Genomic DNA, 12,372 nt, shown 5'->3' with positions numbered 1-12,372 from the left:
ATTAACCCGTTAATTTATCGAAAAAATTTTTAACCCCATCCAAGAACGTATGCTCTTGCGGACTGTGATGCTTGCCCCCACCCGTCAACGATTCACCCAATTGCTCGACTAAGGCCTTTTGCTCTTTGGTCAGATTGACAGGCGTTTCCACTTGCACTTTGCATAACAAGTCGCCGACCGGGCCGCCACGTACAGGCTTGACTCCTTTACCACGCAAGCGGAAAGATTTTCCGGTTTGTGTTTCGGGCGGAATTTTCAGCATGACTTTGCCATCCAGCGTAGGCACTTGTATTTCGTCACCTAGGCAGGCGGTGACAAAGCTGATTGGGACTTCGCAAAATAAATTCGCGCCATCCCGGGTAAAGATTTCGTGGTCTTTCACCCGTATTTCAATGTACAAATCCCCGGACGGGCCACCGCGTTCACCGGCTTCACCTTCGCCGCCCAGACGGATACGGTCACCAGTATCCACACCGGCAGGAATTTTTGCCGACAAGGTTTTGGATTCTTGGACACGGCCCTGACCGTAACATTTTCCGCACGGGTCTTTAATCTGCTTACCCGTACCACGGCACGTCGGACAGGATTGTTGGACGGAAAAGAATCCTTGCTGCATCCTGACTTGGCCATGGCCATGACAAGTGGAGCAAATAACCGGAGACGAGCCTTTTTTCGCCCCGGAGCCGCTACATTCACTGCAAGCCACCAACACGGGGATGCGGATTTTTTGCTCAGTCCCGGCAACCGCTTCTTCCAGGGTGATCTCCAAGTTATACCGTAAATCGGAACCGCGTTGGCTCCCCCCTCCCCGCTGCCTGCCCCCGCCACCGAAGATATCGCCAAACACATCACCGAAAATATCACTAAAACCTTCCCCGCTAAAGCCACCAGGGCGCCCGCCCATTGACGGGTCAATCCCCGCATGGCCAAATTGGTCATAAGCCGCCCGTTTTTTCGGGTCGGAAAGCACTTCATAGGCTTCTTTGACTTGCTTGAACTTTGCTTCCGCCGCTTCGGGAGCGTCAGCATTTCTATCAGGATGGAATTTCATCGCCAAGCTGCGATACTTTTTCTTGATTTCGGCATCGCTGGCATTTCGCTCAATACCCAGTACCTTATAAAAATCTTCTTTATCTGCCATGTGTATATTTGACCCTTGTTTTGTAAATTCGATAATTATTCGTGAAATTGTTATCTAGTACCAGCAATAATCGCTAGCCAGTGAAGTTTTGATAAAACCTCAGTTAAATTATTATGCGGTATTTTTTAAACAAGGGATATTGGGGCATTTATTGAAAATAAAATATCAGGATGAAAAATATTTGTCCCCGCAACAATATTTTTTGCCCTAATTAAGTTAAGTAACCAAAAGCCTTTAACATAATGGAAAGAGGGTGTCCTGAGTTTTGTGTAAACGAATTGCCCAGCCCACAACTTGCCGGGAAAACAAATCGACGGCAATGGCTACGTAGAACCAGCCTTCCTGTGTCCAGGCATAGGTGATATCCGTCGTCCACACCCGGCCCGGCTTCGCTACAGCACATTTCCGATCCAGTTTATATGCGCTTGCACTGTCAAACGATTACCTAAAAAGCAAAAAATTATTTTTGTCTAGCATCACATCTCCGCTTGAAATGCCCCGTAATCTCCCCATATTAACAACAACTAAAACACTCTACACAGGTCATACCTTATGCGCATGGACAAACTAACCAGCAAATTCCAATCTGCCCTTGCCGATGCCCAAAGCCTGGCGTTAGGCAAAGATCACCAATTTATAGAACCCGTCCATATCATGACCGCCTTGTTAGACCAGCAAGGCGGTAGCATCAAGCCTTTGCTGACCCAACTTAACGTCAACACCTCCCCATTACGTCAAGATTTGGGCAAAATGCTCGACCGCATTGCCACCGTCAGCGGTTCTGGCGGTGACGTCACCTTATCTAACGAATCGGTGCGCTTACTGAACCTCACCGACAAACTGGCGCAAAAACGCCAAGACCAGTTCATTTCCAGCGAGTTGTTCCTGCTTGCCGCTTGCGAAGAAAAAGGCGTGCTTAATGAACTGCTAAAAAGAGTTGGCGTGACTAAAGCCGCATTGGAAAATGCCATCACCGCGATGCGTGGCGGCGATACCGTGCAAGATGCCAATGCCGAAGACCAACGCCAGGCTTTGAACAAATACACCATCAACCTGACCGAACGCGCCGAAAAAGGCAAGCTCGACCCCGTGATTGGCCGTGACGACGAAATCCGCCGCACCATCCAGGTCTTGCAACGCCGTACCAAAAATAACCCGGTGCTGATCGGCGAACCTGGCGTGGGCAAGACCGCCATCGTCGAAGGCTTGGCGCAGCGCATCGTCAACGGCGAAGTGCCGGAGGGTATGAAACACAAGCAAGTCCTGGCTTTGGACATGGCGGCGTTGATTGCCGGGGCGAAATTCCGTGGCGAATTTGAAGAACGCCTGAAAGCCGTGTTGAACGACCTTGCCAAACAAGAAGGCCAAGTCATTTTGTTCATCGACGAATTGCACACGATGGTCGGGGCAGGCAAAGCCGAAGGCGCGATGGACGCGGGCAATATGCTCAAACCCGCCTTGGCGCGGGGAGAACTGCATTGCGTGGGCGCGACCACGCTGGACGAATACCGCAAATATGTCGAAAAAGACGCCGCCCTTGAACGCCGTTTCCAAAAAGTTTTGGTCGATGAGCCTTCGGTTGAGGACACCATCGCCATTTTGCGTGGCCTGAAAGAAAAATACGAAGTGCATCACGGCGTGGAAATCACCGACCCCGCCATCGTCGCCGCCGCCACTTTGTCTTACCGCTATATCGCCGACCGCCAATTACCCGACAAAGCCATTGATTTGATCGACGAAGCCGCTAGCCGTATCCGTATGGAAATTGATTCCAAACCGGAAGCGATGGACAGGCTGCACCGCCGTTTGATCCAATTGAAAATCGAACAAGTCGCGCTGAAAAAAGAAAAGGACAGCGCATCGAAAAAACGCCTGGAAAGCTTGGAAGATGAAATCGCCGATTTGGAAAAAGAATATTCCGATTTGGAAGAAATCTGGAAAGCCGAAAAAGCCTCGCTACAAGGCTCGGCATCGGTGAAGGAAAAGCTGGAACAAGCGAAAACCGACTTGGAGTCAGCCCGTCGCGCCAACGATTTGGCAAAGCAAGCGGAATTGCAATACGGCATTATTCCGGCTTTGGAAAAACAATTGAACCACGTTGTGCCTACCGAAGCCCCTAAAATGACCTTATTGCGCAATAAAGTCACCGACGAGGAAATCGCCGAAGTGGTGTCAAAATGGACAGGTATCCCGGTCTCAAAAATGCTCGAAGGCGAACGCGACAAATTGCTGCGTATGGAAGAATCCTTACGCCGACGCGTCGTTGGCCAGCAAGAAGCCCTGATTGCGGTCAGCAACGCGATACGCCGCTCCCGGGCCGGATTGTCCGACCCGAACCGCCCGAACGGCTCGTTCCTGTTCTTGGGCCCTACGGGTGTGGGTAAAACCGAATTGTGCAAGGCTTTGGCGGAATTTCTGTTCGACACCACCGATGCGATGGTGCGCATAGACATGTCAGAATTCATGGAAAAACATTCCGTGGCACGGCTGATCGGCGCCCCTCCGGGCTATGTCGGTTACGAAGAAGGCGGTTATTTGACCGAACTGGTGCGGCGCAAACCGTATTCGGTGATCCTGATGGACGAAATAGAAAAAGCGCATCCCGATGTGTTCAACGTGCTGTTGCAAGTGTTGGATGACGGGCGTTTGACTGACGGCCAGGGCCGCACCGTGGATTTCCGTAACACCGTCATCGTCATGACCTCCAACTTAGGTTCGGACGTGATCCAAGAATTGGCGGGCGAAGCCTTGTATCCGGTCATGAAAGCGGCGGTGATGGAAAAAGTCAGCCAATACTTCCGCCCCGAATTCATCAACCGTATTGACGAAGCCGTGGTGTTCCATCCGCTGGGACGCGAACAAATCCGCGCCATCTCGGGCATCCAAATCGACCTCTTGAGGCAACGCCTGCAAGACCGTGACATTGGTTTTGTCATCAGCGATGCGGCCTTGGATTTATTGGGTGAAGCGGGCTTTGATCCGGTTTATGGCGCAAGGCCAATGAAACGGGCTATCCAACAACATCTGGAAAATCCGCTGGCCCAAGAGATTTTGTCAGGGCATTTCATGGCCGGGGATGTGATTAGCGTGAATGTCAATGATGAAGGGGATTTGGTCTTTTCCAAAGCCTAACTCTGGCACGGCTTCCAGCCAGTAACTTAAGGGCGTGGCAAAACCCCATTCTCCGGTCTAACATTTGTCCCGGTTCCCAAACTCCAGCATGGGAACCGGGATGCCCCTAGTATTTCAGACCTATCCTGCCATTGCTGCTTTAGCAATGTCCCCTGCCCGGCCGTTTAATCAAGAAGAAGTTGCCGAACCCAATAGAATGTATAAAATTAAACAGTTCATATCTTTATCAACTTCTTGGAGCCCCTATGCAATACATTTCCATCTACAAAAACCCGTTAACAATCACCTTGCTGAGCTTATTGGCCAGTGCTTGTGCATCCGAACCGCATGCCCCTACGCAAACGCCTGCCAGGATCATTTCTGATGAGCAGATGCTACGGGAAAGCCAAGGCATGGCACATTTAGGTAACCGTTGGAAAAGCGGTAAAGAACTAACCGAACGTGGCAATAATCTGGTGCGCGAAGGCCAAATAAAAGTTGAAGAAGGCAACCGCATGATTGAAGAAGGCAGTAAGATCATGCGTGAAAGTGAAGAAAGCTATAAAAACATGAAAAACTGATGCCTCCCTTTAGCTATTTCCCAATTTAATTCTGGCAATAAAAAGGAGTAAAAAACTAAGTTTTTACTCCTCATCACAAAACGCAGTGCAATACGGCTAGTGGCTGCGCCGATAACCGTTACATTTTCGCCAACACTTCCGCAACAGTCTGGCCCATCGCCGCCGGGGTCGGGCTGATGACCACACCCAATTCCTTAAGCATAGCCACTTTTTCCGCAGCGCTTTCGCCAGCCGACGAAATGATCGCGCCTGCGTGGCCCATGCGGCGGCCTTCGGGGGCGGTCAGGCCTGCGATGTAGGCTATCACGGGTTTGCTCATGTTTTCTTTAGCCCATAAGCCGGCCTCGACTTCTTGTGGGCCGCCGATTTCGCCGATCATAACGACCACTTTGGTTTCCGGGTCTTGTTCGAATTTTTCCAGAATATCGCGGTGCGAACTGCCGTTGATCGGGTCACCGCCGATACCGACGGAAGTTGAAATCCCTATCCCTAAGCGTTTCAATTGGTCTGCGGCTTCGTAACCTAAAGTGCCGGAACGGCCGACGATACCGACGTTGCCTTGCATATAAATGTGGCCCGGCATAATGCCGAGCATGGAGCGGCCTGGGCTGATGGTGCCGGCGCAGTTGGGGCCGGTCAGCACCATACGTTGTCCGATAGGGAAACGGCGCAGGAAATTTTTGACCGTCATCATGTCTTGGGTCGGGATACCATCGGTGATGGACACACAGTATTTGATGCCGGCATCGGCGGCTTCCATGATGGAATCGGCAGCGAACGCGGGTGGCACAAACACGATGCTGGCTTCCGCGCCTGTTTGTTCCACGGCTTCTTTGACGGTGTTGAACACGGGCAAACCTAAATGCGTTTGTCCGCCTTTGCCTGGGGTCACGCCACCGACGACTTTGGAGCCGTAGTTGATCATATCCTGGGCGTGGAAACTGCCAATTTTGCCAGTGAATCCTTGTACGATGATGCGGGTGGTTTCGTTAATTAAAATAGCCATTCTGATTTTCCTTAAGCCGCTGTGCTGAGTCTGGCGGCAACTTCGTTACGCGCGTGCACGGCTTTTTCCGCCGCTTCCGCCAAGGTTTCTGCGGTAATGATGGGCAGACCGCTTTCCCTGATGATACGTTGGCCTTCCTCGACATTGGTGCCGGACAACCGGACGATCAACGGCACTTGCAGGTCGATTTTCCTGACTGCTTGCACCACGCCTTCGGCGATCCAGTCACAACGGTTGATACCCGCAAAAATATTGACCAGCATGGCTTTGACATTTTTGTCGGCAAGCACCAAACGGAAGGCTTTTTCGGTACGCTCAGCCGACGCGCCGCCACCTACGTCCAAAAAATTGGCAGGTTCGCCGCCAGCCAGCTTGATCATGTCCATGGTCGCCATCGCCAAACCCGCGCCGTTAATCATGCAGCCGATGTCACCATCCAGACCAACATAGCTCAGGCCGCGGTCGGCAGCAGCGGTTTCGCGCGGGTCTTCTTGGGTTTTGTCACGCAATTCGGAGATTTTCAGTTGGCGGAACAGGGCGTTCTCGTCAAAGCCCATTTTGGCATCCAGTGCGACCAATTCATTGCTATGCGTAACCACCAAGGGGTTGATTTCCAACATGTTGGCGTCCAAGTCCCGCAAGGCACGGTAGCAGCCTTTGATGGTTTTGACGGCGTGGCTGATGATTTCGGCATCCAGCCCTAAGGCGAACGCCATCTCGCGCGCCTGGTAATCTTGCAGGCCCACGGCGGGTTCTATGTAGATTTTAGTGATGGCTTCGGGGTTGGTCACCGCCAATTCTTCAATGTCCATTCCGCCTTGGGCGGAACCGACCATGACAATACGCTCGGCGCAACGGTCAACCAAAAAACAAAAATAGATTTCTTTGGCGATATCAGTACCCGCTTCGATATACAAACGGTTGCAAACCTTACCCGCCGGGCCAGTTTGATGGGTCACCAAGCGTTTGCCCAACAAGGCTTCCGCTGCCGCTTCGACTTCGTCGTGGGTTTTGCAGATTTTGATACCGCCCGCTTTACCACGCGCACCGGAATGGATTTGCGCCTTGACCGCCCAAACATGGCCGCCGATTTCCCGTGCCCGTTGCACTGCATCTTCAGGGCTGTAGGCCAAACCGCCTTCGGCGATTTTGACACCATAACCGCTTAAAATCTCTTTTGCTTGATACTCATGAATATCCACAGCATCTCCATTAATTGTGTAGTTAATTGGCCGTAGGGCGATAAAAATTTTTATCGCCCAGTCACTCTTAAAAAATTAATTTTTGGTTTTTGCGGCAATCGCTTCGGCAGCCTTAACGACGTTGTTCGCCATTTTTTCGGAAGCCGCATCAATCAAACGGCCATCCAATGCCGCCGCGCCTTTGCCTTGTGCCGCCGCTTCTTGCAAGGCAACCAGGATACGCTTGGCCTTTTCAATTTCTGCCGCAGGTGGTGTGAAAACGTCGTTCGCCAATTCAACTTGGGAGGGATGGATAGCCCATTTGCCTTCACACCCCAAAGCCGCCGCACGTTTGGCGGCCATTTTGAAGCCCTCGGGGTCTTTAAAATCACCAAACGGGCCGTCAATAGGACGGAGGCCAAAAGCGCGGCAGGCCACGGTCATACGGCTAATCGCCGCATGCCATTGGTCGCCGGGGTAATCCGGGTTTAAACCGCCGATGTTGGTGGTACGCGCACGATTGCTGGCGGCATAGTCCGCGACACCGAAATGTAAGGCTTCCAAGCGTCCGCACGCGCCTTGGCGGGCAATGTCTTCGACGTTTGCCATGCCCAAAGCCGTTTCAATCAGGGCTTCAATGCCAATTTTGTTTTTCAGGCCTTGCTGCATTTCCAATTGGTTCAACATGGCTTCAACCATGTAAACGTCGGCATACACGCCAACCTTAGGGATCAGGATAGTGTCGATTTTGCCGCCCGCCTGTTCGACCAAATCGACGACATCACGTACCATATATTGGGTGTCCAGCCCATTGATACGTACTGAAACCGTCACACCGTGGCCTTTCCAGTCCAGATCATTAATCGCTTCGATGATATTTTTCCTGGCCCGCAATTTGTCATCTGGGGCGACCGCGTCCTCAAGATCCAAAAAAATAAAATCCGCGCCACTCTTCATTGCTTTTTCAAACATGTCAGGGTTGGAACCCGGGACAGCCAATTCACAGCGTTGTACCCGTTGGACTGACGCTGTATATAAAGTGTGACTCATCTGCACATTCCTACTTATTGGGTGTTAACGTACTGACCAGCAGTACTTAAAAAAATAATTCTGGCGTACCCCAGAAACAAATAAATCGCCCATTCTACTTTCAGACACCGTAAAGTCAATTGTTACCTCGATAAATCGCCAATCAAATGTTGCTGATTGGCAGTGGCTATGTCATTATTGCTCGTTTTTTTGCCGGGACTTTATTAACAACCGCAAGCTGTTCTATACTTAAGCCACGCTGGTTTAAGGGAAGCGAAAAGCAACCGCCCTATCCATCCGCATACAAAAATTATGCAAGCCTTTGTTTGCACAATGATTCCATCCCTTTCTTAACTATTACAAAAGAGGAAATTCCATGGCTGGTCGTAACCACCTTTATATCCCAGGCCCCACTAACGTCCCCAATGAAGTGCTGAACGCCATGCACGTCCCTATGGAAGACCACCGTTCACCTATTTTTCCAAAACTGTTAACGCCACTCTTGGAAGATTTGAAAAAGGTCTTTAACACCACGACCGGGCAAGCGTTTATTTTCCCGGCAACAGGCACGGCAGGCTGGGAAGTCGCGTTCACTAACGTGTTAAACCCAGGCGATAAAGTTTTAGTCTACCGTTTTGGGCAATTTGCCCATTTGTGGGCGGAAATGGGCAAACGTTTGGGTTTTGATGTGGAAATCCATCAAGAAGACTGGGGCAAAGGCATTCCTCTGGACAAACTGGAAGCACGTCTAAAAGAAGACACCAACCACGAGATCAAAGCCGTGTTAGCCACCCATAACGAAACCTCAACGGGCGTGACTTCGGATATTGCTGGCGTGCGCAAAGCCCTGGATGCGGCAAACCACCCGGCCTTTTTGTTCGTGGATGGCGTCAGTTCAGTCGGCAGCATTGAGTTCCGCATGGATGACTGGGGCGTGGACGCGATTATCAGCGGCTCACAAAAAGGCTTCATGTTACCTGCTGGCGGGGCGTTCCTAGGCTTTAGCGCCAAAGCTTTGAAAGCGGTTGAAACCTCAACCTACCCACGTTGCTTTTTGGACCTAAAAGACCAAATCACCACCAACGCCACAGGTTATACGCCTTACACCCCTAATTTGCCGATATTGTACGGTTTGCGCAAATCCTTGGACTTAATGTTTGCTGAAGGTTTGGACAACATCTACGCCCGTCATGCCCGTTTAGGCGAAGGCGTGCGCCGCGCCGTTGCCGCATGGGGCTTGACAACTTGTGCCCAAGAAGGCTTCCATTCCAACACCGTCACGGCGGTGGTTGTGCCAGCCGATAAAGATGCGCGCGAAGTCATCAGCACCGCGTTTAACCGTTACAACATCTCCTTAGGCGGCGGTTTATCCGAAGTGATGGGCAAGGTCTTCCGTATCGGCCACATGGGCGACATGAACGACGTATCCATGCTCGGCGCAATCGCCGGGACTGAAATGGCGATGTTGGATTGTGGTTTTGACATTAAAGCCGGTAGCGGTGTTGGCGCAGCGATTGAGTATTATCGCGCTACAGCGAAATAATTTTAAAACCAGACTTTAAGGGCAAACCTTAAGCCTGGCGACCGGAGCGGCATTACCGTTTTAGGGCTTATCAGGCCAGTATGAAGATGATTTTAGGTTGCCTTTATACTGGCTTATTTTTTAAACATTTTTATTGATGGTTTTTTAGGGCGCGCCACCCACCGATTTTCAAATCCGATTTACATATTTGACAGCCCTGAAAAATATTGTATTTTGCCCAAAAATTTTCAGGCTCGTTTGTCATTTATGATGAATCGCTGCCAAACCTGAAGCATTAAATCCCCGTGGAGAACCAACCATGAACAAACCCAAGATCATTGTCACCCGCCGCTGGCCCGCCGAAGTCGAAAACCAGCTGAAAGCCCTTTACGATGTGCAGTTAAATGAATCCGACATCCCGATGACTGCGGACGAATTGAAACTGGCGATGCAAACCGCCGATGCGCTATTGCCGACGGTGACCGACCCGATTACCTCCGACATTATCGGCGTTGAAAACCGGCGTGTTAAGGTCATTGGCAATTTTGGCGTGGGTTACAACAATATTGACATTAACTCGGCCAAAGGACACGGTATGGTCGTCACCAACACGCCGCATGTCTTGACGGATTGCACGGCGGATATTGCCATGTTGCTGCTGTTGATGTCCGCCCGCCGCGCCGCCGAAGGGGAACGCCTGATCCTGAACAAGCAATGGAAAGGCTGGGGGCCCACGCAATTGGTGGGGCAAAAAGTGACAGGCAAAACCTTAGGCCTCATTGGTTTTGGGCGTATTGCGCAAGCGATGGCGCGTAAAGCCCATCATGGCTTTGGTATGAAAATCTTGTTTTATGTGCCATCCGCACCAGATCCCGCAATTGTCGAGGAATTGCAAGCCGTGCGTTGTGGATCGCTCGAGGAGTTGCTGACCGAAGCACATTTCGTTTCCCTCCATTGCCCTGGCGGTGCGGCCACCAAACATTTGCTGAATGGACAGCGCCTGAAACTGATGCGCCCGTCCGCCCATCTTATCAATACCGCGCGTGGCGACGTGGTCGATAGCGACGCGTTGATTAAGGCGCTAAAAGAACGCTGGATTGCCGGGGCAGGCTTAGATGTCTACGAAAACGAGCCCCATCTTAACCCGGGGTTCTTGGAGCTCGACAATGTGACGCTGCTGCCGCATTTGGGCAGTGCCAGCGAAGAAACACGGGTGGCAATGGGCAATAGGGTCTTGGCTAATATCGCCGCGTTTTTTGCCGGGAGCGAACCGGAAGACCGTGTTGTATAAAGGCTTGGTAATCTCGAAGGCTTCAGTCATAATCATCAGCCCCCAAAGCCAGCGTCATGCCCAGGTTTTGGCTTTGGCAAAACACACGAGGAAAAACGATGAATTATAATCAAGAAATGATCGAAGAACTGAACCTATTGGCACTTTACAATTTGGACACCACCTTAGCGGGGCTGAAAGTCCACGCCTCCAGCGCAACACCAGGCACTGTTGCCGCCGCGCACCGTTTATTCACCAAAGGTTTGACGACACAGGAAGATGGCGGCTATCTGACAGCCATTGGCCATGAAGCGGCCGAAATGGCGCAAACTTTGTTCCATTTGATAAATCCGGCTTAGGATTCCTGAATGGATGGGCTAGCAGGTTATCGGCGGAAGGAAGCGTATCGCCTAGTTGTATCCCGATAAACCATTTAGCCCATCTTATCCAAACAAAAAGGCTATGTCACCGTTAATTGTGGAAGCCTTAAATGACGCGGCTTTGAGCGAAAGCCGCAATCCACATTAAATAAGGCTTTGCGCCGAACATAAAATTTTTTCAACAACTAACGGTGACATAGCCAACAAAAAAGGCCTAACGGGGATCGTTAAGCCTTTTTTAATCTGCAACGAGGCAGCCAAATCAAGCTGCAAGCACCACTGCCGCCTTCAGCTTTTTCATGGCATTTTGTTCCAATTGCCGTATACGCTCGGCTGAAACGTTATAACGCTCCGCCAATTCATGCAAGGTGGCTTTTTTATCCGCCAACCAACGGCTAGAAACGATGTCCAAACTCCGCTCATCCAATGTCGCCATTGCATCATGCAATAAATCATGTTCGTGCCCGCCCCAATCGGCATTCTCCAACAACATCGCTGGATCAGCACCGTGTTGTTGTAAATAACTGGCGGGGGCAATATAGCTATCGTCGTCAGCATCGTCATCGCTGATGTCAAACGACATATCACGGTTACCCAGGCGTTTTTCCATTTCGTAAACGCTGCTCAATTGGACATCCAGGTCACTGGCAATCGCTTCGGCCTGGTCATTTGACAACCAGCCCAAATCATCTTTTGATTTACGCAAATTGAAAAACAGTTTGCGTTGCGCCTTGGTGGTGGCGATTTTGACGATAGCCCAGTTTTTGATGACGTATTCGTGTATTTCGGCTTTAATCCAATGCACGGCAAAAGACACCAGACGCACCCCCATATCAGGGTCAAAACGCTTAACGGCCTTCATCAACCCCACGTTACCCTCTTGGACAATATCAGGCATGGATAAGCCGTAACCGCTGTAACCTTTCGCAACATGGACAACAAAGCGCAGGTTGGTCATAACCAATTGGCGCGCCGCTTCCAGGTCGCCATAGTCCCGATATTTCACTGCCAATTCATGCTCTTGCTCTGATGTCAGTTTGGGCATCTGTTTGACCAGATTCACATAGGCATCAAAAGTCCCGACTGACAGGTTGACGGGTAAAGTTAAGGCATTGTTCATAGATAGTCTCCCACTGGGTAAAAACTTGGAT

10 protein-coding genes and 1 pseudogene are annotated in these 12,372 nt (G+C 50.9%); 5 read left to right on the top strand and 6 right to left on the bottom strand.

Annotation, left to right across the window (positions count from 1 at the left end):
* Position 1: 1 nt before the first annotated feature.
* Both dnaJ and METMI_RS26385 read right to left on the bottom strand, forming a co-directional pair.
* Complete coding sequence (gene dnaJ, locus METMI_RS0116110) at positions 2-1,141, bottom strand: molecular chaperone DnaJ (protein ID WP_019867329.1); 1,140 nt, start codon at positions 1,139-1,141, stop codon at positions 2-4.
* A 234-nt stretch (positions 1,142-1,375) separates the two neighbouring features.
* Positions 1,376-1,528: pseudogene (locus tag METMI_RS26385) on the bottom strand (DDE-type integrase/transposase/recombinase); the annotation flags it as partial.
* 165 nt (positions 1,529-1,693) lie between these two features.
* On the opposite strand from METMI_RS26385, the gene clpB reads away from it, so the two are divergent.
* Both clpB and METMI_RS0116095 read left to right on the top strand, forming a co-directional pair.
* Positions 1,694-4,273 carry an ATP-dependent chaperone ClpB gene (gene clpB, locus METMI_RS0116100; RefSeq protein WP_019867327.1) on the top strand — a complete coding sequence of 860 codons (2,580 nt, stop codon included), beginning with the start codon at positions 1,694-1,696 and terminating at the stop codon, positions 4,271-4,273.
* Between the two features lie 245 nt (positions 4,274-4,518).
* Positions 4,519-4,833: a hypothetical protein gene (locus tag METMI_RS0116095; protein WP_019867326.1), complete on the top strand. Its 315-nt coding sequence runs from the start codon at positions 4,519-4,521 to the stop codon at positions 4,831-4,833.
* 118 nt (positions 4,834-4,951) lie between these two features.
* Here METMI_RS0116095 and sucD read toward each other — a convergent pair whose 3' ends face one another.
* The 3 genes from sucD to METMI_RS0116080 all read right to left on the bottom strand — a co-directional run bounded on the left by sucD (position 4,952) and on the right by METMI_RS0116080 (position 8,070).
* Entirely contained in the window at positions 4,952-5,839 is an 888-nt protein-coding gene (sucD, locus tag METMI_RS0116090; RefSeq protein ID WP_019867325.1) for a succinate--CoA ligase subunit alpha, read from the bottom strand.
* 11 nt (positions 5,840-5,850) lie between these two features.
* On the bottom strand, positions 5,851-7,041 hold the full coding sequence (locus tag METMI_RS0116085; protein ID WP_019867324.1) for a malate--CoA ligase subunit beta: 1,191 nt from the start codon (positions 7,039-7,041) through the stop codon (positions 5,851-5,853).
* 75 nt (positions 7,042-7,116) lie between these two features.
* Positions 7,117-8,070, bottom strand: coding sequence for an HpcH/HpaI aldolase/citrate lyase family protein (locus METMI_RS0116080; protein ID WP_019867323.1), 954 nt, complete (start codon positions 8,068-8,070; stop codon positions 7,117-7,119).
* 355 nt (positions 8,071-8,425) lie between these two features.
* Here METMI_RS0116080 and METMI_RS0116075 point away from each other — a divergent pair, with 355 nt between their 5' ends.
* The 3 genes from METMI_RS0116075 to METMI_RS0116065 all read left to right on the top strand — a co-directional run bounded on the left by METMI_RS0116075 (position 8,426) and on the right by METMI_RS0116065 (position 11,200).
* The gene (locus tag METMI_RS0116075) at positions 8,426-9,592 is read left to right on the top strand and encodes an aminotransferase class V-fold PLP-dependent enzyme (RefSeq protein WP_019867322.1); all 1,167 of its coding nucleotides are present in this window, start codon (positions 8,426-8,428) and stop codon (positions 9,590-9,592) included.
* Positions 9,593-9,890: 298 nt separating this feature from the next.
* Positions 9,891-10,862 (top strand): 2-hydroxyacid dehydrogenase, encoded by a 972-nt coding sequence (locus tag METMI_RS0116070; RefSeq protein WP_019867321.1) that lies wholly within the window; start codon positions 9,891-9,893, stop codon positions 10,860-10,862.
* Between the two features lie 98 nt (positions 10,863-10,960).
* A complete protein-coding gene (locus METMI_RS0116065) occupies positions 10,961-11,200 on the top strand; it encodes a TIGR02647 family protein (protein ID WP_019867320.1) in 240 nt (79 codons plus the stop codon).
* Between the two features lie 283 nt (positions 11,201-11,483).
* Here the strand turns inward: METMI_RS0116065 and rpoH are convergent, their stop codons facing one another.
* Entirely contained in the window at positions 11,484-12,341 is an 858-nt protein-coding gene (gene rpoH / locus METMI_RS0116055; protein WP_019867318.1) for an RNA polymerase sigma factor RpoH, read from the bottom strand.
* Between the last annotated feature and the right edge of the window lie 31 nt (positions 12,342-12,372).

This window comes from Methylovulum miyakonense HT12 (genome assembly GCF_000384075.1).
GTDB classification, from domain to species: domain Bacteria; phylum Pseudomonadota; class Gammaproteobacteria; order Methylococcales; family Methylomonadaceae; genus Methylovulum; species Methylovulum miyakonense.
The sequence above is the reverse complement of the archived record's forward strand: the minus strand, read 5'-3'. Positions and strand labels throughout refer to the sequence as shown.

What these genes read in the sequence shown, in the direction of transcription:
- dnaJ (WP_019867329.1), bottom strand. Translation starts at nt 1,141, where the DNA reads ATGGCAGATAAAGAAGATTTTTATAAGGTACTGGGTATTGAGCGAAAT.
- clpB (WP_019867327.1), top strand. Translation starts at nt 1,694, where the DNA reads ATGCGCATGGACAAACTAACCAGCAAATTCCAATCTGCCCTTGCCGAT.
- METMI_RS0116095 (WP_019867326.1), top strand. Translation starts at nt 4,519, where the DNA reads ATGCAATACATTTCCATCTACAAAAACCCGTTAACAATCACCTTGCTG.
- sucD (WP_019867325.1), bottom strand. Translation starts at nt 5,839, where the DNA reads ATGGCTATTTTAATTAACGAAACCACCCGCATCATCGTACAAGGATTC.
- METMI_RS0116080 (WP_019867323.1), bottom strand. Translation starts at nt 8,070, where the DNA reads ATGAGTCACACTTTATATACAGCGTCAGTCCAACGGGTACAACGCTGT.
- METMI_RS0116075 (WP_019867322.1), top strand. Translation starts at nt 8,426, where the DNA reads ATGGCTGGTCGTAACCACCTTTATATCCCAGGCCCCACTAACGTCCCC.
- METMI_RS0116070 (WP_019867321.1), top strand. Translation starts at nt 9,891, where the DNA reads ATGAACAAACCCAAGATCATTGTCACCCGCCGCTGGCCCGCCGAAGTC.
- METMI_RS0116065 (WP_019867320.1), top strand. Translation starts at nt 10,961, where the DNA reads ATGAATTATAATCAAGAAATGATCGAAGAACTGAACCTATTGGCACTT.
- rpoH (WP_019867318.1), bottom strand. Translation starts at nt 12,341, where the DNA reads ATGAACAATGCCTTAACTTTACCCGTCAACCTGTCAGTCGGGACTTTT.